The organism is Timonella senegalensis JC301 (assembly GCF_000312125.1).
GTDB lineage: Bacteria > Actinomycetota > Actinomycetes > Actinomycetales > Cellulomonadaceae > Timonella > Timonella senegalensis.
The window spans coordinates 379766-406717 of record NZ_HE978644.1 but is presented as its reverse complement, the minus strand read 5'-3'; the positions used below and the strand labels follow the sequence as shown (position 1 = coordinate 406717).

22 protein-coding genes are annotated in these 26952 nt (G+C 62.1%); 13 read left to right on the top strand and 9 right to left on the bottom strand.

All coding sequences use genetic code 11. The annotated features are described in order from the left end of the window. Positions 1–70: 70 nt before the first annotated feature. A complete protein-coding gene (adhE, locus tag HGSM_RS12480; protein ID WP_019149103.1) occupies positions 71–2842 on the top strand; it encodes a bifunctional acetaldehyde-CoA/alcohol dehydrogenase in 2772 nt (923 codons plus the stop codon). A gap of 104 nt (positions 2843–2946) precedes the next feature. Here the strand turns inward: adhE and HGSM_RS13935 are convergent, their stop codons facing one another. The 3 genes from HGSM_RS13935 to HGSM_RS12465 form a co-directional block, all read right to left on the bottom strand. Then, positions 2947–4707: a D-alanyl-D-alanine carboxypeptidase family protein gene (locus tag HGSM_RS13935; protein WP_051009870.1), complete on the bottom strand. Its 1761-nt coding sequence runs from the start codon at positions 4705–4707 to the stop codon at positions 2947–2949. A gap of 470 nt (positions 4708–5177) precedes the next feature. Then, positions 5178–6221, bottom strand: coding sequence for a hemolysin family protein (locus HGSM_RS12470; RefSeq protein WP_019149101.1), 1044 nt, complete (start codon positions 6219–6221; stop codon positions 5178–5180). Beyond that, a complete protein-coding gene (locus HGSM_RS12465; protein ID WP_019149100.1) occupies positions 6221–7552 on the bottom strand; it encodes a hemolysin family protein in 1332 nt (443 codons plus the stop codon). Before HGSM_RS12465 ends, HGSM_RS12470 begins: the two co-directional genes overlap by 1 nt. Positions 7553–7790: 238 nt before the next feature. Here HGSM_RS12465 and HGSM_RS12460 point away from each other — a divergent pair, with 238 nt between their 5' ends. From HGSM_RS12460 to HGSM_RS12435, 6 genes are all read left to right on the top strand, one after another. Then, complete coding sequence (locus HGSM_RS12460) at positions 7791–8528, top strand: response regulator transcription factor (RefSeq protein WP_019149099.1); 738 nt, start codon at positions 7791–7793, stop codon at positions 8526–8528. 77 nt (positions 8529–8605) lie between these two features. Beyond that, positions 8606–9625, top strand: a complete 1020-nt coding sequence (locus tag HGSM_RS12455; RefSeq protein WP_230197549.1) for a HAMP domain-containing sensor histidine kinase — start codon at positions 8606–8608, stop codon at positions 9623–9625. A 102-nt stretch (positions 9626–9727) separates the two neighbouring features. Beyond that, complete coding sequence (locus HGSM_RS12450) at positions 9728–10732, top strand: ABC transporter ATP-binding protein (protein ID WP_019149097.1); 1005 nt, start codon at positions 9728–9730, stop codon at positions 10730–10732. Further along, positions 10729–11520: an ABC transporter permease gene (locus HGSM_RS12445; protein ID WP_019149096.1), complete on the top strand. Its 792-nt coding sequence runs from the start codon at positions 10729–10731 to the stop codon at positions 11518–11520. Before HGSM_RS12450 ends, HGSM_RS12445 begins: the two co-directional genes overlap by 4 nt. A gap of 439 nt (positions 11521–11959) precedes the next feature. Beyond that, positions 11960–15820: a multifunctional oxoglutarate decarboxylase/oxoglutarate dehydrogenase thiamine pyrophosphate-binding subunit/dihydrolipoyllysine-residue succinyltransferase subunit gene (locus tag HGSM_RS12440; protein WP_040595154.1), complete on the top strand. Its 3861-nt coding sequence runs from the start codon at positions 11960–11962 to the stop codon at positions 15818–15820. A gap of 106 nt (positions 15821–15926) precedes the next feature. Further along, positions 15927–16529, top strand: coding sequence for a GDSL-type esterase/lipase family protein (locus tag HGSM_RS12435; protein ID WP_040595269.1), 603 nt, complete (start codon positions 15927–15929; stop codon positions 16527–16529). 89 nt (positions 16530–16618) lie between these two features. Here the strand turns inward: HGSM_RS12435 and HGSM_RS12430 are convergent, their stop codons facing one another. After that, positions 16619–17704, bottom strand: a complete 1086-nt coding sequence (locus tag HGSM_RS12430; protein ID WP_019149093.1) for a type IV pilus twitching motility protein PilT — start codon at positions 17702–17704, stop codon at positions 16619–16621. Between the two features lie 286 nt (positions 17705–17990). Between HGSM_RS12430 and HGSM_RS15090 the strand changes: the two genes are divergently transcribed. Together HGSM_RS15090 and HGSM_RS12425 are read left to right on the top strand one after the other, a co-directional pair. Beyond that, the gene (locus HGSM_RS15090; RefSeq protein ID WP_376780662.1) at positions 17991–18065 is read left to right on the top strand and encodes a 50S ribosomal protein bL37; all 75 of its coding nucleotides are present in this window, start codon (positions 17991–17993) and stop codon (positions 18063–18065) included. A gap of 271 nt (positions 18066–18336) precedes the next feature. Continuing rightward, complete coding sequence (locus tag HGSM_RS12425) at positions 18337–18666, top strand: hypothetical protein (RefSeq protein ID WP_154896396.1); 330 nt, start codon at positions 18337–18339, stop codon at positions 18664–18666. Between the two features lie 189 nt (positions 18667–18855). Here HGSM_RS12425 and rsrA read toward each other — a convergent pair whose 3' ends face one another. Both rsrA and HGSM_RS12415 read right to left on the bottom strand, forming a co-directional pair. Then, entirely contained in the window at positions 18856–19137 is a 282-nt protein-coding gene (rsrA, locus tag HGSM_RS12420; RefSeq protein ID WP_019149091.1) for a mycothiol system anti-sigma-R factor, read from the bottom strand. Further along, a complete protein-coding gene (locus HGSM_RS12415) occupies positions 19134–19916 on the bottom strand; it encodes a sigma-70 family RNA polymerase sigma factor (protein WP_081581480.1) in 783 nt (260 codons plus the stop codon). The genes rsrA and HGSM_RS12415 overlap by 4 nt, the downstream gene beginning before the upstream one ends. A gap of 233 nt (positions 19917–20149) precedes the next feature. On the opposite strand from HGSM_RS12415, the gene HGSM_RS12410 reads away from it, so the two are divergent. From HGSM_RS12410 to HGSM_RS12395, 4 genes are all read left to right on the top strand, one after another. Next, positions 20150–20629, top strand: coding sequence for a hypothetical protein (locus HGSM_RS12410; protein WP_019149089.1), 480 nt, complete (start codon positions 20150–20152; stop codon positions 20627–20629). Between the two features lie 149 nt (positions 20630–20778). After that, positions 20779–22101, top strand: a complete 1323-nt coding sequence (gene aroA, locus HGSM_RS12405) for a 3-phosphoshikimate 1-carboxyvinyltransferase (protein WP_019149088.1) — start codon at positions 20779–20781, stop codon at positions 22099–22101. 25 nt (positions 22102–22126) lie between these two features. Further along, entirely contained in the window at positions 22127–23227 is a 1101-nt protein-coding gene (gene rsgA, locus HGSM_RS12400; RefSeq protein ID WP_019149087.1) for a ribosome small subunit-dependent GTPase A, read from the top strand. Positions 23228–23297: 70 nt separating this feature from the next. Further along, positions 23298–24122: an inositol monophosphatase family protein gene (locus tag HGSM_RS12395; protein WP_019149086.1), complete on the top strand. Its 825-nt coding sequence runs from the start codon at positions 23298–23300 to the stop codon at positions 24120–24122. A 65-nt stretch (positions 24123–24187) separates the two neighbouring features. On the opposite strand, the gene HGSM_RS12390 is transcribed toward HGSM_RS12395, so the two are convergent. The 3 genes from HGSM_RS12390 to HGSM_RS12380 form a co-directional block, all read right to left on the bottom strand. Then, complete coding sequence (locus HGSM_RS12390; RefSeq protein WP_019149085.1) at positions 24188–24673, bottom strand: DUF6912 family protein; 486 nt, start codon at positions 24671–24673, stop codon at positions 24188–24190. Positions 24674–24742: 69 nt separating this feature from the next. Continuing rightward, the gene (locus HGSM_RS12385) at positions 24743–26176 is read right to left on the bottom strand and encodes an AAA family ATPase (protein ID WP_019149084.1); all 1434 of its coding nucleotides are present in this window, start codon (positions 26174–26176) and stop codon (positions 24743–24745) included. Next, positions 26173–26847 carry a hypothetical protein gene (locus tag HGSM_RS12380; RefSeq protein WP_019149083.1) on the bottom strand — a complete coding sequence of 225 codons (675 nt, stop codon included), beginning with the start codon at positions 26845–26847 and terminating at the stop codon, positions 26173–26175. Before HGSM_RS12380 ends, HGSM_RS12385 begins: the two co-directional genes overlap by 4 nt. Positions 26848–26952 lie beyond the last annotated feature (105 nt).

Below are 26952 nucleotides of genomic sequence, written 5' to 3'. Positions count from 1 at the left end.
TCGCTGGACGGTCCACCTAGGCTGGAATTGTTCACCAAAGAAAAAGAGAAATCCCCCCAGAGAGGGAACCATGACTGCCACCGAAGTAACGACACAATCTTCAGTACTCGGCGACATCGATGAACTCGTAGCAAAGGGACAGGCGGCTCTGAAAGAGTACATGTCCTTCGACCAAGAAACGATCGACTTCATCGTCAAGAAGGCCTCCGTAGCCGCGCTCTCCGTCCACGGCGAACTCGCCGTAGCGGCCGTTGCAGAAACCGGCAGAGGCGTATTTGAGGATAAGGCAGTGAAGAACATCTTCGCTTGCGAGCACGTCACCAACAACATGCTCAACCTCAAGACCGTGGGAATCATCAACCGCGACGAGCTGACAGGAATCACCGAGATCGCGGAGCCCGTCGGCGTCATCTGCGGCGTCACCCCGGTAACCAACCCAACCTCCACCACGATCTTCAAGGCGCTCATCGCCATCAAAACTCGTAACCCCATCATCTTCGGGTTCCACCCCTCCGCGCAGAAGTCCTCCGTGGCATCAGCCAAGGCCGTGTACGACGCTGCCGTAGCCGCGGGTGCCCCTGAGAACTGCATCCAGTGGGTTGAGCAGCCTTCGCTTGAGGCCACGAGCACGCTCATGAACCACCCGGGCATCGCACTCATCCTCGCGACCGGTGGAAACGGAATGGTCCGAGCCGCTTACTCGTGCGGCAAGCCCGCACTGGGAGTTGGCGCCGGCAACGTTCCTGCGTTCATCGAGAAGTCCGCAAAGCTCAAGCGTGCGGTCAACGACGTTGTCTTGTCCAAGGCGTTCGACAACGGCATGATCTGCGCCTCCGAGCAGGCCGTCATCATCGAGGAACCCATCTACAACGAGGCCCTCGAGGAGTTCAAGCACCTGCACGCATACGTTGCATCCGCCCAGGAAAAGCTCCTGCTTGAGGACTTCATCTTCGGAGTCAACGCCATGAGCGTGAACTGCGGCGAGGCCAAGCTGAACGCGGCGGTCGTTGGACAGTCAGCCGTGTGGATCGCGGAGCAAGCCGGATTCACTGTGCCTGAGGACACCAACATCATCCTTGCCGAGGTCTCCGAGGTCGGACCCGCTGAACCTCTCACCCGGGAGAAGCTGTGCCCCGTGCTTGCGGTACTTCGTGCGGCAAACCCAGAGGAGGGCATCAAGCTCTCCGAGCAGATGGTCGAGTTCGATGGCCTCGGCCACTCTGGCGCCATCCACTCCGAAGACACGGAAATCATCGAGGAGTTCGGTTCTCGCGTTAAGGCAGTCCGCATCATCACGAATGCCCCCTCCTCGCTGGGCGGCATCGGGGACATCTACAACTCGTTCATCCCATCCCTGACACTCGGTTGCGGCTCCTACGGTCACAACTCCGTCTCCAACAACGTCTCGGCTATCAACCTCGTGAACATCAAGCGCATCGGCAGACGGAACAACAACCTGCAGTGGTTCAAAGTCCCAGCCAAGACCTACTTCGAGCCAAACGCCATCCGCTACCTCGAAGACATGCGCGGCATCAACCGCGTCACGATCGTCACAGACGCAACGATGACCAAGCTCGGGTTCGTAGACAAGATCATGGACGTCCTGAACCGCAGGAACAACCGGATCGCGCTCCAGATCATCGATGACGTCATGCCTGAGCCAACTGTTCAGTACGTCCACAAGGGCGCCGAGCAGATGCGCGACTTCAACCCGGACACGATCATTGCGCTCGGCGGCGGATCGCCCATGGACGCGGCCAAGGTGATGTGGCTGCTGTACGAACACCCGGAGATCGAGTTCTCAGACATGAAGGAAAAGTTCTTCGACGTCCGGAAGCGTGCATTCAAGTTCCCCGACCTCGGCGAAAAGGCTGCACTCGTCTGCATCCCAACCACCTCGGGCACGGGCTCCGAGATGACTCCGTTCGCCGTCATCTCCGACCCGGAGGCGGGCAAGAAGTACCCTCTCGCCGACTACGCGCTGACCCCAACAGTCGCAATCGTTGACCCCGCACTCACCGCGATGATGCCTGACTTCCTCGTGGCAGACTCCGGATTCGACGCACTGACTCACGCAACCGAAGCATTCGTTTCGGTGTACGCGAATGACTACACGGACGGCCTGTGCCTGCACGCGATCAAGTTGATCTTTGAGAACATCGTGATCTCGGTGCAGGGTGGCCCCGGCTCCCAGGACCCCAAGGTGGTGAAGGCCCGCGAGAAGATGCATAACGCGTCGACCATCTCGGGCATGGCCTTTGGTAACGCCTTCTTGGGAATCGTCCACGCCATGGCCCACGTTACCGGCTCTAGGCTGCACCTTGTCCACGGACGCACCAACGCCACGTACTTGCCGCACGTCATCCGCTACAACGGCACCGTGCCCACCAAGCTCACCTCGTGGCCCAAGTACGAGCACTACGTTGCTCCAGAGCGTTTCCAAGAGATCGCTCGCCACCTAGGACTGCCCGCCTCCACCCCGGAGGAGGGTGTGGAATCGTACGCACGCGCGGTCGAGGAACTGCGTGAGGCCGTGGGCATCCCCGGGTCCTTCCAAGCCCAAGGAGTCGCCGAGGACGCGTTCATCTCCATCCTTGACGAGTTGGCCATGGGCGCCTACGAGGACCAGTGCGCGCCGGCAAACCCTCGTATGCCGATGCTTGAGGACATGAAGGTCATCATGGAGGCTGCGTACTACGGAACCTCGTTCAAGGAGGTCAAGGCACAGCGCAGGGCCGCGGCGCTGGAACAGATCGAATCAACCCGAGCAGCTGACGCCGCCCTGGTAGAAGAGACCTCACCTGCGCCTAAGGCCAGGAAGAGCCTGGGCCGCAAGAAGTAGTCGCTTCCCGGAGGCGAACACACAACGCAAAGCGCCCCTCCCCGGCATTGCCAGGAGGGGCGCTTCTGCATGATCTAGTGGAGATAATCGGAGGTAGCGCGTACCTACTTTTGCGATTCTACGCCCTCGGTGTACTCCCAGTGCCATGGCTCGTAGGAGCGGCTCGCCCAGTCAGGGAGGGCCCAGCCGAACGATGGCGCATTCGCGTGCAGCCACGCCCACTTTGCCTCCGACTGGTACGTGTCGGCGCAGATATCTATTGCATATCCCCAACCGTGGTTGGACAATCCCGGAGGTGCTGCAAACGAGCCGCGGGTCCTCTTCGCCGCGTACTGAGATTCTAGGTTGCGATATCCGTCAACGAGGCACATCGAGTGCCCGAAACGCTCCGTGTACGCCTCGTTGAGAGCAGTAAACGCAACCGCAGCCTCTGGCTGCAGGAGCTCACCGTCAACAACCTGGCAGAGTTCACTCTCCTTGAGCCCACCGTTCGATCCCGTGACGAGCTTGCTGCTGTCGCAGCCGCGGAGCACTTCTCGCTCTTCTGTACGGGAGGCCGTCAGGTAGGTACGTTCTTCCTCACTCACGCTCTGCGCAACCTCGGCAGGAATGGGTGCCGCCTTCTTGGTTCCACCCACCAAGTCAATCGCGGAAGGTCCCTGTGGCGCCACCTCAACAAGGTTCTGTTCTGCAGCGGCGGGTCCTTCAATGTCAGCACCGCCCGCGAGGATCGGAACTGCGACGGTGGCCAGACCGATCGATCCGAGTACGGCGAGGCGTGGGGCCCAACCGCTCTTGGTGGACGCAGTCGTGGAGGCGCCAGCCCCCGGGACTGACGTGGAGTTGTGCTCAGCAACCAGTTCAGCAAACGCAGACTCACTGAATGTGGACCCATCTGGGTCGTTGCCAGAGTAGGACACGGAGGAGGAAGGCGAGGCTGCGAATGAGATGTTGGTTGCCGAGGATTCGCTTGGAAGCACTACGGACGTCCCGGGAATCACGTTGAGCGGCTCGACCGGCATGACGTCGTGTTCAGGGCAGCGAGGAGCGAGGGTGTCCACCGGCTCTTCTCGGCCAGCGTGCAGGACGAGCGGTCCGGCCTCGTCATCATGGATTGTTCCTGCTGCTGCAATTCGTGCTTCGACCTGTGCCATGACGGCTTCGACCTCAGCGAGTACGTCCATCGTGTTAGTCGATGGCTCGACCGCCGCAGGAACTTGAGCGGGACGAGGTACAGGTACCGGCGCGAGGTGTTGTTCGACCTCTCGCGCCACAGGGGCGACCTGTTCCTGCGCCGCGGCGGGTGCTTGCACGTCCGAAACATGCGCTGGTGCATTGATCGGAGGGACCGCTGCAGCCGATGACAGTACGCGATGTGCGTGGACGTGCTCACCGGAAGGTTCGGGGTTGGCCGTGGTCTTGGTAGAGGCCGGGCTTGGAATTACGGTAGGTGTCGGCTCGTTTCCACGGGCCAGTTCACGTAGTTGTGCGCGAGTGAGTCCAGCGCCCGACGAATGTGGGCTGGTCGTTGCCTGCATGCTTGCTGCGGCGGGCACGCGAGGATTAACCGACGTGTGGACAGGAAGGGCGGTACCCAATGGAGGGGGAACCGGTGTGCCGACGTTTGCATTGGTCATCGCGCGAGAACTGCGGCGCGTTGGCAGGGCGTCAACCAGGTTCTTGGTCACTGGAGCCGCGATGGGGTTCACACGCGTAGCTGGCTCATTTTGCCCGAGTCCATTCTCGGAAGCAAAGTCCAGGGAACGTGCGGGAGGGGTCGCCAGACCGGTTGCTTGGCCGCTGCCCTCGTGCTCTCGAAGCGAGCGACGAGTAGGCAAGGCTGAAGCCGGGCGTGGCTGATCCACGGGCACTCCTTAACTAACTCTGTCCAGGTTGCGCGAGTGCAGTTGAAGACGGACTGAACTCACCAAGTTGTCCACCGCACACGCTCACAGGCGGCTCACGTGTTTCAACTTTCACGAACCACTACTTGGCACTTGACCCGCTACGGGCCAAAGTCCACCAACCCGTATGCACCCGAACTCGAGTCCAACAGGGCGCAGCATCCGCTCATGTGTGGAAATCTTGGAATAAACGCTTGTGCCAGCATAGCCAAATTGGCGGGTGAAACCAAGCCCCGCACATGGACTTTTACATGGGGATTTTCACCCCTTCCCACGTGCGAAATCCCTGCGACACGCGGGAGATCCTGCAGCTCGGATTCCGAGGGCATTGACTGGCGTTTTGCGAGGTCAATGGCTCGACACCCCAATCATCAAGCCATCGACGTGGCGAGAATCATATTTCGAGCGCTAGCGAGTGGGCTCCTCAAGCGTTACAGCCTTTGGGTGCGCTGCATGGAGTCCCTGACCTCCCCCACCAGCTCCTCGATAATGTCTTCAAGGAACACAACTCCTACCGTCTTACCATCCTTGAGGACCCGTGAGAGGTGCGCTCCCGAGTGCTGCATCGCCACGAGCGCCTCCTCGGCTTCGTCGCTATCACGGCTCACCGCAAGGTTGCGGTAACGGTACCGGGCAAGTGGCTGGTCGCGCTGCTCTCCGTGCGCGTGGAGGACATCCTTAAGGTGGACGTAGCCAATCACATCACCGCGCTCGTCGCGCACCGGGAAACGACTGAATCCAGTCTTTGCCACGAGCGCTTCGAGGTCACTGGGCGTGAAGCCGAGTGGGAGGGTAATCAAGTCGTCATTGGCGATCATGACCTCCTCGGCAGTCTTTGCAGAAAACTCAAGTGCACCGCTGAGCAGACCCTGTTCGTCCGCAAGCATGCCTTCAGCTTGCGAGTGTTCAAGGATCGACTGTACTTCCTGCGCCGTGAACGCACTCGAAACCTCGTCCTTAGGATCAACTCCGGCAAGCCGCACTGCGTGGTTGGCCAACCAGTTGAGGGTGACGATGATCGGCTTAACTAGGCGTCCAAAGACCACAAGGGGCGGGCCGAAGAGTAGAACCGACTTCTCCGGGCTGGAGACGGAAACGTTCTTCGGGACCATTTCACCGACAACAACGTGCAAGTACACAACAATCACGAGAGCAACCACGAACGCGATGGGGTGCACCAGAGCGTGCGGCACATTGATGACATCAAGCAACGGCGCGATGAGGCGCGCAACGGCAGGTTCTGCGACGACGCCAAGGCTGACAGAGCAGATGGTGACCCCCAACTGGCAGGCAGCAAGCATGAGGGACACGTGCTCCATCGCCCACAAGACAGTTTTTGCCCGGCGGTCACCTGCGGAGGCAAGTGGTTCTATCGAAGACCTGCGCGCAGACAGGATCGAGAACTCTGCCGCAACAAAGAACCCATTGCCTGCGAGCAGAAGAACTGCAATGACGATTGCTGCCCCAGTACTCATCACTCGGCCACCAATCGGACTCGGACACGCTCGACACGGCGTCCGTCCATCACCTCGACCATAAGCACCACGGCACGGTCGCCGAGGGCATTCTCGATTCGCACGCTGTCACCAATCTTGGGTACCTGCCCGAGCTCCTTCATAACTAGGCCACCGAGCGTCTCGTACTCAGGGCCTTCGGGTAGTGAAATCCCGGTCCGTTCCTCAAGCTCGTCTGGACGTAGCAGGCCGGGCACCCCCCAGGAGCCGTCTGAGGCCAGGAGGACACCCGAGCGCCGGGCATCGTGTTCATCCGCAACGTCCCCAACGAGTTCCTCAACCACATCTTCGAGGGTGACAACACCGGAGGTCCCTCCGTACTCATCGACCACGATGGCCATCTGCATGCCGAGGCCGCGAAGCTCCACGAGCAGTGGCCCCAGTTGAAGCGTCTCCGGGATCTGCGGCGCGTCGTCCATGAATGCCATGGCCGGCACAGATGAACGCTTCTCGTACGGCACGGCAATTGCCTTGCGCAGGTGAACAAGCCCGATGACCTCGTCTCGAGAATCACCAATGACAGGGAAGCGAGAGTGCCCCGTGGATCTGGCGAGGTGCACTACGTCCTGGGCAGTGTCCTCGCGAGACACCACCGCCATCCTCATGCGGTCAGTCATGACGTCCACCGCTGTCAGTTCGTTGAACTCAACCGCGTTGGTGATGAGCTGCGCAACCGATGAGTCCAACGTGCCCTGCTCCGCTGACCGTTGGACGAGGAAAGCAAGCTCCGTGGAGGAACGGGCGCCGGAAAGCTCCTCCTTGGGCTCGATTCCCATTTTGTGCAGGATCGCATTTGCGGAGCCGTTGAGGGCTAGGACGATCGGCTTGGCCAACACCGTGAAGATCCGTTGCAGAGGCACTACCAGCCGGGCAGTAGCCATCGGAGCGCTCAGCGCAAAGTTCTTGGGGATCAACTCTCCAAACAACATTGAGAAGAGGTTGACCACTATGAATGCCAAGACACCGGCCAAGACTCCGGCCGTGGCCTTCGTCAGCGTGGTGTCGCCCAGGGCGGAACTCAGCACCCGCACCAACGCGGGCTGAGTAGTGTAGCCAAGCAAAATCGTCGTTAATGTGATTCCAACCTGGCTCGACGAGAGTTCAGTGGAAAGGTGCTTGAGGGAGTGCTTGAGGCTCCGCGTGCGCCACCCGTCGCGCCTCTTACTGTCAGCTTCCGCGCCCTCGCCCGCAGTTGCGGGATCGATCGTGACGAGCGCGAACTCGGCGGACACGAAGATCGCGGTACCGATCGTGAGAAATACGCCAAAGGCGATGAGTAACCAATCATCCACGGGGCATCGCACTCCAAAGCATGGTTCCCCTCATGGACGCCTCGGCGTCCAGACAAACGAGCGGACGCGGCGCGGCCGCAACCCGGGAACCAATATGTCGAGGCAGATCAACAGGTGTCATAGTGGCTCTCATTTTAGGGGATTCACGCCTTGTCCTCACACCGGGCCTTAAGCCTTCACAGTTAATTTTCAGCGAATATCAAGCACTTTCCATTCTAGTTGTGCCAAAGTTTGAAGTATGAGTTACCAAAACGCGCACAATGACGCTTCCACGCGTCCGGGCATGGGGGCCACAATCCTCATTGTCGAAGACGAGCCAGCGATCGCAACGGCGATCGCTCAACGACTTACTTCTGAGGGCTGGCGCACCGAGGTTGCTCGGGACGGCCTCAGCGGGGTCGAGGCGGCAAACCGCATCAAGCCGGACGTCGTTGTTCTCGACGTGATGCTTCCCGGTATCGATGGCCTTGAAGTCTGCCGTCGCATCCAAGCGGAAAACCCCGTCCCAGTGCTCATGCTGACCGCACGCGATGACGAGACCGACATGCTCATTGGTCTCGGTGTCGGAGCGGACGATTACATGACCAAGCCGTTCTCCATGCGCGAGCTCGTTGCGCGACTCAAGGCGCTCCTGCGCCGTGTCGACCGCGCAGCACAGGCCTCGAACACGAGTGGCGCCGACGCGTTGATCACCGTGGGCGACGTGGTCATTGACCGCGCCCAGCGGCGAGTGCACCGCGGCGAGGAAGAGATCCACCTGACCCCCACGGAGTTTGAACTCCTGGTCATGCTCGCAAGTTCACCCAAGACCGTGCAGACCCGTGAGCACCTCCTTGCGGAGGTCTGGGATTGGGTCGACGCGAGTGGCACGCGCACCGTGGACTCCCACATCAAGGCACTGCGCCGGAAGCTTGGTGCGGACCTCATCCGCACCGTGCACGGTGTCGGTTACGCGTTTGAGCCGCCAGCTCAATGACGGACGCCCCCGGTTCCGGAAAGCGGATCCACACCCCCTCGCTACCCGACATGCGTCCGCTAGATCGCATGCGGTCGATGAAGGCGAAACTATCCATCATTGTGGTGGTTTCAGTGACACTCGCTGCGTTTATTACGTGGCTGGGTCTGCGCTCCGGACTGGGACCGACCAAGACGTTCCCACTGGCGATCTCGTTTTCACTCGCGTTCACGCTGCTCATCTCCCGTGGCATCACGTCTCCCCTGCGAGAGATGACGGCCGCGGTCCGGGCAATGGCAGCCGGCGACTATTCCCAGCAGGTCAGGGCCACGTCGCGGGACGAGGTCGGGCAGCTGGCCGAGGCCTTTAATTCGATGTCCGCGGAGATCGCCCACGCTGACCAGATTCGCCGAGATGTGATCGCGAACGTCTCGCACGAGCTGCGGACGCCGGTTGCCGCGCTGCACGCGCAACTCGAGAACCTTGTGGATGGCGTAGTCGAGCCGACCCCTGCAACCCTGAATACGGCTTTGGTCCAGACGGAACGCTTGTCCCGCCTGATCTCGTACTTGCTTGACCTGTCCCGGATTGAGGCCGGAGCCGCGGAGCTCAAAATCGTACCGATTCCGCTCATGGATTTCCTTGACGACGCCGTGGGATCGCTGACCATGCTGGACGCCGGAAAGAACATCGACTTCGTTGTTGACGTCCAGCCGGCGGAACTCGAACTTCACTCAGACCCGGAGCGGCTGCGTCAGATCGTGACCAACCTGGTGCAGAACTCCATTCGCCACTCCCCCTATGGCGGTTCGGTCACGGTGACTGCGCGGCAGGAGGGCACCGAGGTTGTCCTTGAGTTCCTTGATGAGGGCCCCGGTATCCGCAAGGAAGACCGCGAGAAGATCTTCCAACGCTTTGCGCGCGGCGGCGCCAACGCGACGATCGTCAACCACCCCACCTCTGGCGGCACGGGCATTGGCCTCGCGATCGTGCGCTGGGCTGTGGACCTGCACGGCGGGACTGTGCGCGCTCTGGATGCGCTCCACGGTGCACGAATCCAGATTCGCCTACCGCAGTCACACGCCGTGCTGAGTACAGATGATGTGGCCTCTCAGTAATACCTCTCGGTGTAGTTCCGCTTGGTTACCGCAGAACTAGCGGTTCCAGCACCCACCGCTGATCTACTTGTTATAGGGAATCTATAACAGTAGGCTAAGGGTATGAGTCAGAACACACCTGCGCACGAAGAGATCCGCTTTTCGCACCTGACCAAGCGCTTCGGGACCCTCACTGCTGTCAACGACCTCTCCTTCACGGTCGCCCCCGGACGCGTGACTGGGTTCCTCGGGCCGAACGGGAGCGGAAAGACCACGACCCTACGCATGCTCCTTGGGCTGAGCAAGCCCACGGCGGGCACTGCAACGTTCGGGAACACCCGCTACGCCGACCTCAAGCACCCATCGCGCACGGTCGGCGCCGCTCTCGACGCCTCGAGCTTCCACCCGGGCCGAACGGCGCGCGATCACCTCCGCGCCTACGCTCCACTCACTGGTGCCAGCGACGCCTGGATCGCCGAGCTCCTTGCACTCGTCGGGCTCAGCAGCGCCGCCACAAAGCGTGTTGGCGAGTTTTCGCTCGGCATGACTCAGCGCCTTGCGCTCGCATCCGCACTGCTCGGAGACCCCGAATATCTGGTCCTCGATGAGCCCGCAAATGGGCTCGACCCGCAGGGCATCCGGTGGCTGCGCGAGTTCCTGCGCCACCTGGCCGCATCGGGAAAAACAGTCCTCGTGTCCAGCCACATCCTGTCCGAGGTCCAGCAGTCTGTTGATGACGTAGTCATCATCGCTGAGGGCACCCTTCGCTTCGCCGCTCCCATCGCTGAACTCCACCAGTTCGCGCGCCCTCGGGTTCGTCTGCGCTCCCCTCAGGTCACTGCGGCCGCCGAACTGGCGGCCCGCTCGGGCTGGCAGGTCACGCAGGAGGATGGTGCGTTCGTGATTTACGACGAGTCCCTCACCTCTGTGGGCACGGCAGCTTTTGCTGCGGGCTTGGAAATCCACGAGCTCGCCGATCTGACCGAGCCTCTCGAGGAGTCCTTCCTGAGGCTGACTGCGCCGAGCGACAAGAACGCATCGGAAGCGGACGCCGTGGGACCGGAAGGTACTGCCGCACAATCTGGCGATCCCCACGGCCCAACTCACACCACGGAGGCACGCGCATGACCGCCCTGCTCGTATCCGAGTACCGCAAGTTCACGTCCACTCGCCTGTGGTGGGTTCTGCTGATCATCATGGCTGTATATATGGGAATGACCGCAGGAGGACTAGCATTCAGCTACACGATGTCCCCCAGCCAGTCGGGGCCACCCATGGATCCGTCTAGGGTGCCTGAGCTCGTCTACACCACGGCCGCTTCCTTGGGCTACGCCTTCCCGGCTCTGATCGGTGTGCTCGCCTTTGCCGGCGAGTTTCGACACAAGACGATCTCACCGACCTTCCTGGCCACCCCTAACCGCACCAAGGTCTTGCTGGCAAAGATGGTCTCGGCGCTTCCCATGGGGTTCATTTACGGCTTGGTGGGAACCGCCGCTTCTGTTCTAGCTGGGGCTGCGATCTTAAAGCTGAACAACCTAGACCCTCTTCTCGGGCATGGCCACACATGGGAGATCATCGCCCGCTCGGTGCTCGCCCTGACCGTTTGGCTTGTGGTGGGCGTGGCGCTTGGCGCGCTACTCACCAATCAGGTCGCAGCAATCGTCACGCTCTTGGTCTTCACGCAGTTCATCGAACCGATCGCTCGGATCACCCTCGCAACGACCTCGTGGGGTGAGAATGTGGCCAAGTTCCTACCGGGCTCTGCCGGCGATGCCATTGCAGGCGGTTCCCTGTACTCCGCCATGAGCACGGGGACACTCCTGCCGATGTGGGGTGGTGTCGCGGCGCTCCTCGGCTACGCGGCGCTCTTCGCCATCATTGGGCGCGCGACTGTTCTCGGCCGCGATATCGGCTAAACACGCTCGGTCTTGGGCCCAGCCATTCGGTCCACTGCCACCGCTCCTATGTGAGGTCGTGACCGCGGTCCGCATGTCGTTCACAGAACTTTCTCGCGCCGCGTCCACTTGGCTGAGTGCCGTGAGTGATCGGACCCTCGGCCTTGCCCTCGATCACACCACACGGATTTCGCTGCAAGCGAACAGGCAGTAGGACCCCCGGTTCGGGCGCCCGGTTTGCCGCAAGGCTGGCAAAACTATACTGACCGCGGCGAAAAACACCCCTGACTTTACCCGTAGGCCGGGCGCACATTACCTAGGTTTTACCCGTCCGCTCTTCACCCGCGAAAGACCCTTCGCCGGGTCTTCAAACGTGACGAACTTGTCCACACACATAGGCCTTTAGGCCCTAACCTTAGAGTGATAGCCGCCATGATGACGGCGGGCAAACAATGCGAAAGTGGGCGATCCCTCAGTGACCTCCAATGCTGACTCAAAGTCGATCGGCACGGACGGTGCAGCCTTCGGCGCCAACGAATGGCTTGTCGACGAGCTCTACGATCAGTACCTCGAAGACAAGAACTCCGTTGACCCGGCTTGGTGGGAGTTCTTCAAGGACTACACCCCCTCCGTAGGAGCACCCCAGGGCAGGGAAGCCAGCAGCTCTACTCCTGCGCCCGCCGACTCGGCACCAGCCACCTCGCCAGTTCCAACCAATGCACCAAAGGCCCCACGCGTGACTATGACCGATTCACCAGAAACCCCGCTCCCCGTCAACAACCTTTCTCAGGCGGGCGCTCAGGCAGCAGCACAGGCAGCAACCGTCGCTGCGCACGCTGCGGCTGCCGAGCAGTCAGAGCGTCCAGTTGCAACAGCACAGCCAGCGACCGCTCCCTACGCCGATCAGGGTGTACGGACGGCAGCAGCATCCGACGACGACACCCCAGACAACGTCGAGAAGCTTCGCGGCCCAGCTGCGCGCCTCATCAAGAACATGGAGTCGAGCCTCGAGGTGCCTACCGCCACCTCGGTTCGTGCCATCCCGGCCAAACTTATGGTCGACAACCGCATCGTGATTAACAACCACCTCGTGCGCACCCGCGGTGGCAAGGTCTCGTTCACGCACATCATTGGCTTTGCACTCGTCGAAGCACTCCGAGAAATGCCAGCAATGAACGCCGGCTACCTCGAGTCCGAGGGCAAGCCCGCAATGCTCACCCCCGCGCACGTCAACCTCGGCCTGGCAATCGACATCCAGAAGCCAGACGGAACCCGTCAGCTCCTCGTGCCTGCCATCAAGAAGGCCGACACCATGGACTTTGCAGAGTTCGTGGCCGCGTACGAGGCCGTCGTTCGCAAGGCACGCGCCGGCAAGCTCGAGGTCTCAGACTTCCAGGGCGTCACCGTATCGCTGACCAACCCAGGCACAATCGGCACGGTCCACTCCGTCCCACGCCTCATGAAGGGACAGGGTGCCATCATTGGTGTTGGCGCGATGGACTACCCAGCGGAGTTCGCTGGCGCGTCCACCGAGCAACTCGCCAAGATGGGCATCTCCAAGGTCCTGACGCTTACCTCGACTTACGACCACCGCATCATTCAGGGCGCCCAGTCGGGTGACTTCCTGCGCATCATTAACAACAAGCTCCTCGGACTGGATGACTTCTACGACCGCGTATTTGCTGCGCTGCGTATCCCTTACGAGCCAGTCCGTTGGGTCCGCGACAACACGGTTGACGCAGACACCGAGGCCGAGAAGCCAGCACGCATCGCTGAACTCATCCACGCCTACCGCTCGCGCGGTCACTTCATGGCGGAGACCGACCCACTCGCATACCGCCAGCGCAAGCACACTGACCTCGACATCCAGACCCACGGGCTGACGTTCTGGGATCTCGACCGCACGTTCCCAACCCGCGGGTTCGGCGGCAAGCCAAAGGCGACCCTGCGCGAGATCCTTGGTCTGCTGCGCGACTCGTACTGCCGCACCGTGGGCGTTGAGTACATGCACATCGCCGACCGCGCTCAGCGCAAGTGGCTGCAGGAACGCCTCGAGGCCGGCTACGAGCGCACCCCGCGCGAAGAGCAGCTGCGCATCCTCCGCCGCCTGAACTCCGCAGAGGCGTTTGAAACCTTCCTCCAGACCAAGTTCGTGGGCCAGAAGCGCTTCTCGCTCGAGGGCGGCGAGTCGGTCATTCCTCTTCTCGACGCGATCCTGACAGGTGCCGCGGAGGCGAACCTCGACGAGGTGGCCATCGGCATGGCTCACCGTGGCCGACTGAACGTGCTCGCGAACATCGCAGGCAAGAGCTACGGCCAGATCTTTGCCGAGTTCGAGGGCAACCTCGACCAGCGCACCTACCAGGGCTCCGGTGATGTCAAGTACCACCTGGGCACTGAGGGTGTCTTCACCGCCGAGAGTGGCGCCACCACCAAGGTCTCGCTCGCTGCTAACCCATCGCACCTCGAGGCAGTCGACCCCGTGCTTGAGGGAATCGTCCGCGCCAAGCAGGACCGCATCGACCTAGGTGGAGATGGCTTCTCCGTCATGCCGATCCTGATTCACGGTGACGCCGCATTCGCGGGCCAGGGTGTCGTCATGGAGACCTTGAACCTGTCCCAGCTGCGAGGTTACCGCACGGGTGGAACGATCCACGTGATCATCAATAACCAGGTCGGATTCACTACCGGTCCCGCGAACTCCCGTTCGACCTTCTACTCAACCGACATTGCCAAGGGTTACCAGACTCCGATCTTCCACGTGAACGGAGACGACCCAGAGGCTGTCGTCCGCGTTGCTCGACTCGCGTTTGAGTACCGCGAAGAGTTCAACCGCGACGTCATCATCGACATGGTCTGCTACCGCCGCCGCGGCCACAACGAGGGCGATGACCCATCGATGACCCAGCCAATGATGTACAACCTGATCGAGCAAAAGCGCTCGGTTCGTACGTTGTTCACTGAGACGCTTGTATCTCGCGGCGATATCTCTGTTGCTGAGGCTGAGGAAGTCCTTCAGGACTACCAGGCACAGCTCGAGCGCGCGTTCACTGAGACCCGTGACGGTGGCTTCATGCCTCCAACCGATTCTGAGGCCGTTGCAGGCCTGGAGCGGCCGGAGTCGCAGCGCGAAGACGCCGGCACGATGGTGGGTTGGCAGACCGCGGTTCCGCAGTTCATGCTCGACCGTATCGGGGACGCACACCTCAACCCACCCGCAGGGTTCACTGTGCACCCCAAACTTCAACAGCTCTTGGAGAAGCGCCACCACATGTCCGCCGAGGGTGGCATCGACTGGGGCTACGCGGAGCTCATCGCGTTCGGTTCGCTCCTCATGGAGGGGACACCGGTCCGCCTCGCCGGCCAGGACTCTCGCCGCGGCACGTTCGTCCAGCGCCACGCCGTGCTGCACGACCGCAACACGGGTGCCGAGTGGACTCCGCTGCTGTACCTCTCGGCCGACCAGGCCAAGTTCTGGGTCTACGACTCCTCGCTCTCTGAGTACGCCTGCCTCGGCTTCGAGTACGGCTACTCGGTTGAGCGTCCAGACGCTCTCGTGCTATGGGAAGCCCAGTTCGGTGACTTCATCAACGGCGCTCAGACCGTCATCGATGAGTTCATTTCCTCCGCTGAGCAGAAGTGGTCGCAGCACTCGTCCGTGGTCATGCTCCTGCCTCACGGTTACGAGGGCCAAGGTCCGGACCACTCGTCCGCCCGCATCGAGCGCTTCCTGCAACTGTGCGCTGAGAACAACATGACGATCGCACACCCGAGCTCGCCTGCAAACTACTTCCACCTGCTGCGCCGCCAGGCGTACATCCGACCACGCCGTCCACTCGTTGTCATGACGCCCAAGTCAATGCTTCGTCTGCGTGCCGCTGCGTCGGCGCCTGAGGAGTTCACCTCGGGTACGTTCCGCGAGATCATCGGCGACGATGCTGCAGCGGCACGTGCGGCTCAGGGCACCCGGATCGACCGCGTTCTCCTCTGCTCGGGCAAGGTCTACTACGACCTCCTCGCCCAGGCGGAGAAGAGCAACGTCAAGAACGTAGCGATCGTCCGGCTCGAGCAGCTGTACCCGCTCGCTTCCGACCAGATCGCCGAGGCGCTTGCTCCGTTCGGTGACGCTGAGGTTGTCTGGGTCCAGGATGAGCCGGAGAACCAGGGTGCCTGGCCGTTCCTCGCAGCTCACCTGCCAGGCGACCTTGGTCGCCCAGTTGGCGTAGTTGCACGGCCTGCCTCCGCATCTCCTGCGGTTGGTACGGCTAAACTGCACAAGCAGGAGCAAAACAGCCTGATCGAGCGGGCACTGGCTCGCTGATCTACTGACACTTAGTTGTCTGCTGGCTAATCGTGACGTGTCGGGTCACCACGGATTGCTTCCGTGGTGACCCGACTTGTTTGTCCACATCTTTGAGGAGTACCCCGTGAGCGCATCCGAACTTCGTATCTGCGCGGTTGGTGACGAACTGTTGTCCACAGTGGGAGATGCCCGCGCGCTGGGTTGGCTGGGACGCGTCGTTGCAAGGACCCGCACGGACGCCGCCACCGTTCTCCTGCCCCTGTCTGTTCCGGGCGAGACCACAACGGGGCTGTCTGCACGCTGGGAGGACGAGTTCAACCGTCGCGTCATTTCGGCTCCGGATGTGGATCAGCGTCTCGTTATTTCGCTGGGTCACAACGACATTGTTGCGGGCCTGTCGGTGGCGCGGTCGCGCCTGAACTTGGCGAACATCCTCGACATCGCGGATGAGCGGCGAATTTCGACGTTCGTGGTGGGGCCTCCACCCACAGTTCCGCACCGCGCTCGCGAGATCGAGGAACTGTCTGCGGCGTTTGCGGACGTTGCCCAGCGACGCCGCGTGCCGTTTGTGGATACGTTTACCCCGCTCGTGGACCACGAGCAGTGGAACTCCGACCTCGCGGTGAACCGTGGCCCGTTCCCAGGCCAGGCCGGATACGGCCTGATGGCTTGGTTGGTGCTGCACTCGGGCTGGCACACCTGGCTGGGCCTGCCTGAGGACGTTTAGTCCCTCATATTCTTGGGGCTCGGGGCCGGATTCTCGACGATTCACGTCTGTTCCGGCGCCCCACCCGTCTTCCTGTGGTCGCTTTTGACCTAGATCGCGATACCAGCTGAGCGGAGTTGCACCGAGAGGTCCTGCGGGTTGGAAGAGGCGCTTAGCGCGTCCGCGTAGGCGACCTTACCTGCGCTGATGAGCTTGAACAGATGCTGGTCGAACGTCTGCATCTTGTAGTACTCGCCCTCGGCGATGAGGTCCGTAATGGGTGGGTTCTCGCCCGGGTTGACGATCGCCTCTGCTGTGCGCCCGGTGTTGACCATGACTTCCGTGACCGCGCATCGTCCCGCGCCGTCTGCGGTGCGCACGAGACGCTGAGACACGATCCCGCGCAGGGGCTGCGCGAGTGCCATGCGAATCTGCTGCTGTTCCTCCGCAGGGAAGAAGTCAACGATTCGGTTGATCGTTTCCTCGGCGTTGTTGGTGTGCAGGGTTGAGAACACGAGGTGACCGGTCTCCCCCGCTTGGAGCGCAGCGCGGACAGTTTCCGGGTCACGCATCTCACCGACCATGATCACGTCGGGGTCCTGGCGCATCGCCGCGCGTAGAGCAGTGTTGAAGTCGGCTGTATCGTGTCGAACCTCGCGCTGCGAGATGATCGCCTTCTTGTCGCTGTGCAGGATCTCGATCGGGTCTTCGATCGTCACGATGTTGACCTCGCGCAGTGTGTTGACCAGGTCAACCATGGACGCAAGAGTCGTACTCTTTCCCGATCCTGTTGGGCCCGTGACCAGCACGAGGCCACGCGGTTCGAGCGCCAGTTCGCCGATGACCTCCGGCAGGGAGAGGTCTGCGAGCGTCTTTGCTCCTTCTGCCACTTGGCGGAAGACCATGCCAACGGTTCCGCGCGCTTGGTATGCGTTGACGCGGAATCGACCGGTGTCTTCGAGTTGGAACGCGAAGTCCGCCTCGTGCGTCTGTTCAAACTGCACAAGTTGGTTTTCCGGGAGGACCTCGGAGAGCATGCTCACGGTGTCCTCGGGCGTGAGTTCAGGAACCTGCAGTCGCCGCAGCCGGCCGTCGAGTCGAACTCTCGGCGCAGACCCCGCCTTGACGTGGAGGTCCGAGCCGCCGGACGCCGCGAGTGCTTTGAGAAGTGGGGTAATTGACTGTCGTTGGTTCACATCAGGATTATCGGCACACGGCCCGATTTCTTGACCAACCTGTGGTGTGAAAGTCCCAGAATATGCCGCATCGCTCCCTACCGGCGGTGGCTCGCGCGTGTGATCTTTGGCAGTGCATTTCTTCGCTGGCGGGCTTTATGGAAAAATGGTTGAGGGCGTGTGTCTATGCACACGCGTAAACATGTGAGCCAAAGCTGTTGAACGGTAGTGCCGTTGTTCCGCAAGGACATCTCGGTTTACGGGTTCATCCCACTGGGGAGCATGCCTTCAATAAAAGGAGATCACTATGAGCAAGCGCGGTCGTAAGCGTCGCAGCCGTGCCGGTAAGGGCGCAAACCACGGCAAGCGTCCAAACACCTGAGTTCGGCGTTTTGACGAAGAGCCACAGAACGAAACCTCGTTCTGTGGCTCTCTCTTTTTCTCCACGGGACTTCAGATAGGCTCAGTTCTATGGCACGCCCACTCCCCCACACTCTCTCTTCGCTGCCGCTGCGCTCGTCCTCGCCGTTGGCACCCTCACGTCATGTTCGGCAGAGGCTGACCACGCCGCGTCCCCATCAGCGCTGTCCGCTTCTGCCCCTCACGGACTTGCCGTGCCGCAGCGGTCGGATCAGGAGATCGCCCGTTCTTGGGTGTCGAGCACAGTGGTTGAGAATCCCAGCCCCGTGCTCGTCGAGCAGGACGGCACGCTCTCACTCTCGGTTGCGTGCGTTGCCGAGGATGGTGGCGAGTTGACCTACACGGTTTCGACCGGGTCGCCAGAACTCGCGCACAAGTCCGCTGGGCTCGGCGCGAAAAGGTCTACAGATTCGTTCGCCGAGGTGTCCTCGGGCCGCACCGTGTGCGATGGAACCGTCACCACCGTCGACATCGCCGTGCCCGCGCAGTCCGCGGTCCTGCTGCACACCCAGCCCACTAGCGCGGGCGTCGCCTCCGGCTTCGCAATCCTGACCCGCCCCTGACACGCACTGATGGGCCACACCCGAGGGTGTGGCCCATCAGCTTTGTCTGTGTATCGTCCCCATTATCGACGATTCACCTGCGCCGCTGGAGCATCTACGGTCCCAGCCGGGCTGGTTGAGATGTGCGAACGCAACGCGACTCGATCGTCGAAAATGAGGTGAAGCCGCGCGCCGTTAGGCGCGGACGGATCAGGCCTCGTAGCGCACCGAGGTAAACTGGGCGCGGATGCGAATGCGTAGTTCCTCCGGTGCCTGCTCAGCGCAAGAACGCTTGAGTGCTCCGCGGATGAGCTCGTCGATCGACATCTCGGCAAGGCACGGGCTGCATTCAGCTACGTGAGCGCGCATGCGTGCCGCATCGGCCTCGGTCATCTCGGAGTCGAGATACTCGTAGATGTGCTCGGCTACGTTCTCGCACTCGTTGCTTGTGGGTACGTGACCGTGGTCGTTGGAGTGGGAGTGCTCGGTCATCGTGCGTCCTTTTCCGAACCTGTCGTGCTGGTGGATTTCGAGTCTTTCTCGGAGAAGCCTCGGTCGGCTGCGTAGTCGCGGAGCTTGTCCCTCAGCTGTGCTCGCCCTCGGTGCAGGCGGGACATCACTGTGCCAATCGGGCTACCCATGATCTCGGCGATTTCCTTGTACGGGAAGCCCTCAACGTCCGCCAAGTACACCGCAATGCGGCGGTCCTCCGGCAGTTCCTGCAGGGCACGCTTGATGTCCGAATCGGGAAGGCGCTCAAGCGCTTCCGCCTCTGCGGACTTGAGCCCGGTCGAAGTGTGTTCCGCCGCGCGCGCGATCTGCCAGTCCTCGATGTCGTCCGAGTGTGACTGTTGAGGTTCGCGCTGCTTCTTGCGGTAGCTGTTGATGTAGGTGTTGGTGAGGATCCTGTAGAGCCACGCTTTGAGGTTTGTGTCAGGGCGGTACTGGTGGAAGGCTGCGAACGCTTTTGCAAACGTCTCTTGGAGTAGGTCCTCGGCGTCCGAGGGATTGCGCGTCATGCGCATCGCCGCGGAATACATCTGGTCGAGGTAGCCCAGCGCGTCGCGTTCGAAGCGGAGCGAGCGCTCTGCATCGGTCTCGCTTTCGGGCGCGCGGACCACTGCCTCGCCGGGCTCAATCTCAAGGTCATCCTCGAACGCTGCTGCCGGCGTTTTCGACGCCGGGTTCTCTTGCGCTATGGGATGGTCTTTGGATCGCGTGGCAGGCACGAGGACAGACTCAGGGTGCTGGTTCAGCTCATCGGTGGACATCACCATAGAGCCTACGGTGTGGGACCGACCAATGCCCAGTTCTGTAGTCAACTGTGGCGAGATCGAGCGGTCCAAAATTGCGGAAGTCACACCATGTTCAACCGCACCGTCGTCCGCTTTATTTCGTGACGTCGTATCCATTTGGCCCGGGGCGCGTCGGCATCCACCCTGTACACCTCGCACGCGGCGACTATTGTGTAAGAAACGACTCGTCGAACATTGGAGTTACTGGAATGATGTTGCGCAAAGTTGCCCGCCCACTCCTTGCCACGTGGTTCATCCACGACGGCTACAACGCTGTACGCCACCCCTCCGAGCACGTCGAAGCCGCACGCGAACCCCTAGCCAAGGCAACGGGCCTCATTGGCATGGACCCACTCGATGACAAGACCGTCAAGCGCATAGTCCAGTTCCAGGGTGCCGCTACCGTTGCGCTTGGTGGCGCGCTCGCACTGTCGAAGACGCCTCGCACTGCGGGCCTCCTGCTCGCACTGTCCACTGTTCCTCAGGTTGCCGTGCGCGCTCCGCGCTCCGTGGCGGACCTTCGTTCTCCGCAGGTCTCTGGCCCGTTCGTGTCCAAGCTGGGTGCGCTCGGCGCCGCCCTACTCGTGGCGGCGGACACCGCAGGCCAGCCCTCCATGGCGTGGCGAGTCCAAAAGGCGCGAACAGAACGGCGCGAGGTGGCCGCGGCCGCGAGCGCTACCAAGGCCTAGCGGTATCTGCCGCTTCGTGCGTGGTGGGGCGGCGAGGCTGAGCGTGGTGGAGCGTGGTTATGGACCGTCCGGAGTAGCCCTCTTGGCACGCGGTTCTGCTCCGCGAGACCGCACCGCTGCTGGCACTGGCGATCTACTAGGCTGGTGGCATGACTGACGCACTCACCTCCACTCCTTCCGTTGCGCTCTGGCCAGCACCCCTCGCGGGATCGGAACCTTTGGACGCCTTGGTGCCGGTTCCCGGGTCAAAATCGCTGACCAACCGGTACCTCGTGTTAGCTGCTCTAGCCGACGGACCGAGCGTGGTGCGTGGGACTCTCGCGTCACGGGACTCCGACCTCATGATTGCCGCGCTGCGGCAGCTCGGGGCAATCATTGAACCCGGTGAGCACAAGGGTGAGTACCGTGTCACTCCGCTGACGGTTGGCACCGATGTGGGCGAGGTCCATATCGATTGTGGTCTGGCCGGCACAGTCATGCGCTTCATCCCCGCAGTGGCATCGCTCGTTGTGGGTCGCATCGTCATCGATGGTGACGAGGGCGCCCGCGTGCGCCCGATGCTCCCCATCATCAGCGGACTGCGCGATCTGGGGGTCAACGTCAACGACCTCTCGAATGGCTTCCTGCCCTTCGAAATCGACGCGCGCGGCGAGGTCCCCGGCGGAGACATCACCGTGGATGCGTCGGGCTCAAGTCAATTCGTATCGGGCCTACTTCTTGCCTCGAGCCGATTTGACCAGGGTGTGCGGCTCACCCACGAGGGTGTCTCCCTCCCATCGCTCCCGCACGTTGATATGACCGTCAAAGTCCTGGGCGAGGCTTCTGTCAACGTTGAACAGCCTTCACGCACTCAGTGGTACGTTGCCCCTGCGCCGATCCGTGCACGGGATGTAGATATCGAGCCTGATCTCTCCAACGCCACACCGTTCATGGCAGCGGCGCTCGTGGCGGGAGGAACAGTGCACATCCCAGCCTGGCCCAGCCAGACCACGCAGCCCGGCGCACTTGCTCCTAGGATCTTTGAACGCATGGGTGCCACGACCTCGCTTGAAAACGGTGTCCTCACGATCAGCGGCACGGGTGCAATCACCGGTGCCGGTGACCTCGACCTTTCGGCAGCGGGTGAACTCGCCCCGACCTTTGCAGCACTGGCGGCGCTCGCCGACTCGCCCACCACAATCACCGGAATCGCACACCTGCGCGGTCACGAAACCGACCGCTTGGCTGCACTGTCGGCCGAGATCAACGCGTTGGGTGGCAAGGTCACCGAACTCGAGGACGGCCTGCAGATCGAGCCAGCCCCGCTGCATGGAGGCGTGTTCCACACCTACCACGATCACCGAATGGCCACCGCAGGTGCGATCATTGGACTGAGGACACCTGATGTCCTCGTGGAAAACATTGCGACGACCGGCAAGACCCTGCCAGGGTTCGACGCGATGTGGCAGGCCATGCTCGACCAGCACGCCTAACCGCACACTTAACGAAACAGGAAGTATGACGCCACGAATCTTTGACGAGTCGGACTTTTCTTCACGGCCCGGAAAGCGAAATTCGCGCCCGCGCTCAAAGAACCGCCCAGACCACAAAGATGCTGTGCCCGGCTTTATCACCGGCGTGGACCGCGGACGATACACCGTGCTGGTGGATGAGGACGGTCCCGACGAGCGCACGATCACGGCAATGAAGGCGCGTGAACTCTCTCGAGATCGCATCGTGTGCGGCGACCGCGTGGACATGGTCGGAGACGTCTCCGGCGACGAGGGGACCCTCTCCCGGATCGTGCGCATCACAGAACGCGCCACCGTCCTGCGTCGCACAGCCGATGACACCGACCCATACGAGCGCATCATCGTGGCCAACGCAGACCAGTTGGTCATCGTCACCGCCCTTGCCAACCCTGAGCCCCGTACCCGCATGATCGATAGGTGCGTCGTCGCGGCGTATGACGCCGGCATGGAGGCGGTCCTGTGCCTCACCAAGGCCGACCTGGCTTCCCCCGAGGAGCTACGCAACCTCTACGAACCCGTGGGCGTCAAGGTCCTCGTCACGTCGCTCGCCTCCGAGCAGGCACCAAGTGAGGACTTCGTGCCCTCTGAACTCCACGACCTCGATGCCGTGCGGACACAGCTCGCAGGCAAGACCTCTGTGTTCGTGGGTCACTCGGGTGTGGGCAAGTCAACGCTGGTCAATGCCCTCGTACCGGACGCCTTCCGTGCAACCGGTCGGGTCAACGACGTAACTGGCCGTGGCCGCCACACCTCCACCTCCGCTGTGGCCCTGCGCCTCCCCCAGTTCACACCTGCAGACTCCAAAGAAGCGCAGTCCGGCTGGGTCATCGACACTCCCGGTGTCCGCTCCTTTGGGCTCGCTCACATCGACCTTGACCGCGTCCTCGCAGCTTTCGAGGACCTCGAAGAAATCGTCGAGGATTGCCCCCGCGGGTGCACGCACCTGGAGTCAGCGCCAGACTGCGCGCTCGACGAGTGGCTCGAGCGAGCACAGAAGAACGAGACCGACGAAGACGACCTGACAGTATCGTCGAGAATCAAACGCATTGAGTCGCTCCGGCGACTCCTAGCGGCACGCCCCGAGTAGCCGCGATTTTCCGCGGACCAGTGGGCGGGCCGCGCCAAAGAATGTTTGATGCTCACGATATGTTTAGGCCATGACCTCTTCGCGTTATGACGACGACCTGCGCCTCGCCCTTATCCTCGCCGACCAAGTGGATTCCATTACGATGTCCCGGTTCAAGGCGATCGACCTCAAGGTGGAGTCCAAGCCAGACACCACCCCGGTAACGGACGCGGACCGTACGGTAGAGGAAGTCATCCGCGCACAGCTCTCTCGGTCCCGCTCGCGTGACGCGATCGTCGGCGAGGAGTACGGCACCACTGGCCATTCCTCGCGCCGCTGGATCATTGATCCCATCGATGGCACCAAGAACTTTGTACGCGGAGTCCCCGTGTGGGCAACGCTCATCGCACTCGCGGAGGGCGACGACATCGTCGTGTCAGTCGTTTCGGCCCCCGCACTCAACCGTCGCTGGTGGGCCGCCAAGGGCGCAGGAGCCTGGACTGGGCGATCCCTCGCTAACGCAACTCGCCTTTCAGTGTCCAAAGTCGCACGCATCGAAGACGCCTCGATTTCTTATGCGTCACTCAACGGCTGGAAGGACCTCGGCCTCTACAACCAGTTCCTAAGTCTGACCGACGAGGTCTGGCGCTCACGCGCCTACGGTGATTTCTGGTCCTACATGCTCGTGGCTGAGGGGGCTGTGGACGCCGCGATGGAGCCCGAGCTCGAGCTCTACGACATGGCGGCGCTCGTGGCGATCGTGACCGAGGCCGGAGGAACCTTCACGTCCGTGGACGGCAACTACGAGGGCCCGTGGGGGCCAAACGCAGTGGCAAGTAACGGCCTACTGCACAGGGACATCCTTGAGCGACTCACGCCCACCATGCCGGCAACCGGTGACGACGCCTGGGAGTGACGGCATGCGCGGCTGAGCCATGCAGCCGGAGCACGGTCAAAACCTCTCGTGAGGAAGTAGCCGCGTCAGCGCGGAATATCGGCAATCTCTGAGGTTGCGTACCACAGCAGTTCGCGCTCGAAGAGCGAGTCGATTGCTTCGTCCTTCCCCTCAAACATGCCCTGCACGTCGCCGGCGGCCTCTGCTTCATCCACATGAACGCACGCGATCTCGACGCCCTTAAGTGGTTCGAGTATCTGAACGGCGGACGCGGACAGCTCTTCCTCGTCGGAACCTGGGACCGCTGGGCCAACCGCCGCATCCGGGACATCAACCGAGATGATCAGCCGAAGCCACGGGACGTCCGGGTTGGCAGCAATGAGCATGAGTGAGTCCGCAGCGGCGGCAAGGTGAGCACCGTACTCGACCTCTTCAATGTCCGTGACGTCCTCGGCCGCGTACTGCGCCACGAGTTCCTTGGTCGCGGTGTGCGCACGCCGTGGCTCTAGGTCGATGGTCGATCCCGCCACGGTGTCGAGCTCGTTCAGGGTGGCAGGAACATAGATTCGCATGTCTTAAGTGTGCCATCTTCCCGCGCACAAGCGTGACTTGGGGCCTTCAGGCCAAGGTGGCATGCCGGTTCAGGAACCAAAGCCGTTCGAGATCAGTTGGGCGAGCGAGCGAAAGTCGCTCGAGAGGCCCGAGGCCTTTCCCTCTGTGACCGCGACGCCCGTATTCATGGCGGCTTCCGCTGTTGCGGGATCGTAGCCGATCAGGATTGGCCCTAACTCGCCACTGTACTTCGCCAAAGCATCGGTGATCTCCGCCCGCCGCACTTGCGCAGACCGCCCGTGTGGAACCGCGTTCACAACCACCACGTACGGAGTCTCGGCGAGGCTCTCGCGTTCACGACGAAGTTCCAGTTGGCCCACGAGCCTGCGGACTCCCAGCGGGTCGCCCTTTCCCACGACCACAACGAGGTCTGCGCGGTCGAGCGCGGTGAGCGTGGCCGCGTTTCGGGACGGGACGTGGGTGTCGAACACGGCTAGCTCGTCCTCTTCGATCGAGGCCGCGCAGTCTACGACCACCCAGTCGTGCAGCGCGGTGGACGCGTCGAGCACGTCCCGCATCGCGGTTGCGCTCAGTTCGGGCCATCGTGTGGTCCGTGGAAGCCCTGTGAGAAGGCCGACCGTGTCGGTGATCTGGGCAGTAGAACGCTGCAACGCTTCTGCACCCAGGGTGCCCATGCTCGCTGCGCGGCAGGCCATCGCGAGTCCCGAAGATTCTTCCAAAAGCCCGAGGGCCTGTGTCTGGCTAGGCGCGTATGTGTCCGCGTCTACGAGGAGAACCGAGGCGCGCTCCCGCATTGCGGTGCTCGGGCCCGCGGTTTCCGTCTTCTTGCGGCCCACACCGCGCCGCGTACGACCCCGCTTGTCTGTCTCTCTCGCGTCCGCTAGCGCGAACGCGATCCCGGCCGCTAGGGTCGAGCGCCCCGGAGCGCCGTGCGTCCCCCAGATGGCGATAACGTTGCCCCGTTTGGTCGGGGTCGCCGCGTTTGCTGCCCCCGCCGCACTGATTCTCGACGATCCTGCCGCGGCCTCCCTTCTGAGTTCGATTCCCGCAGGGAACAGATCGTTGTGCCTTCCCAGGACAGCCTCGATCGCAGTTGCAAGTTGCTCCTCAATGTCACCGAGGCTCACCGAGCGCTGGACGCCGAGCGCGGCGAGCCGGTCGGCCGAGAACTGGTCGAGCGGGTCGTTCACTGCGACAACTCGCACCGATTCACGTGCGAGATCGGCAATGAGCGTGCGGTCAAAGCCCACGAGGTCACTGGAGATGACCGCGACCGCACCCAGGCCCGCTTGGGCAGCGCCGAGGAGCTCTGCACTGTCCGCACAGCGTCGCGCAAGAGTCAGTCCTGCGGCCTCGTTGACGGCACGGGCCACCTCTCCCTCGGAGGGGCCAACGACTGCCGTCAGCACGCGGACGTCGTACTGGTCGAGCCTTAGGTCATCTACGTTCGAGCCCTCGAAGTTGGCTCCGGGCCATTGCGGGAGGGCTTCGTCCCAGCTCACTTCAGTCCGCCCGGAATGCTCAAGAGGGTCAAGGACCCCTCTTCCTTCACAGCGCTCAGCACGGCCGAGACTTGAGTGGTGGGGACAACCACGTGAACGATCTTTCCCGATCCCACTGAGAAGGCACCCTCGCTTCCGGGGACCTCACTCACGTACAGGCCGCGCGCCACTTCCTTGGGCTCGCTCCCGCCATCGACTAGTCCGCTCTTGGGGATGTGCCAGAGGTCGACCTGGGATCCCACGATGATCGACTGGGAGAGGTCCTCTGAGATGGGTAGTGCCACGATTCGGGTGTCGGAGTTGGCCTGGCTTGTGATGGCGTCGAGCGGGATGATCTCGTTCTCGCCGATCGCACGCAGGGCGATTGCGGTCTCGCCCTGCTCGAGAGCAGCTGATAAGTACCGCCCGGACTGCCCAGCCAGATTCAGCTCAACAGCCTTCACGTCTTCGGAGGTGAACGGTTGGCCCGGGATGAGCGGCTTCACTGCAACATAGGCCACGCTCAGCCCCTTGGCGTCATTGACCGCCCATGAGCCCACCATTACGGACAGTGCGATGAGTAGGACGCCGATGATGAGCTTGGGATCCCTGATGCTTGGCTTTCGGAGACGCGGCGCGTGCTCCACGGGTGTGTGCGGCGCCGGACGCGCCAAAGTAGCTTGGCCTGACATGACCTCAATCCCCTCCGTCAGTAACTGTGCATACAGGTTTTCGCATAGCGGCCGGGCCGTGTGTGCAAAACCCAAATCTGTGAATAACTCTGCGCACGGGCAGAT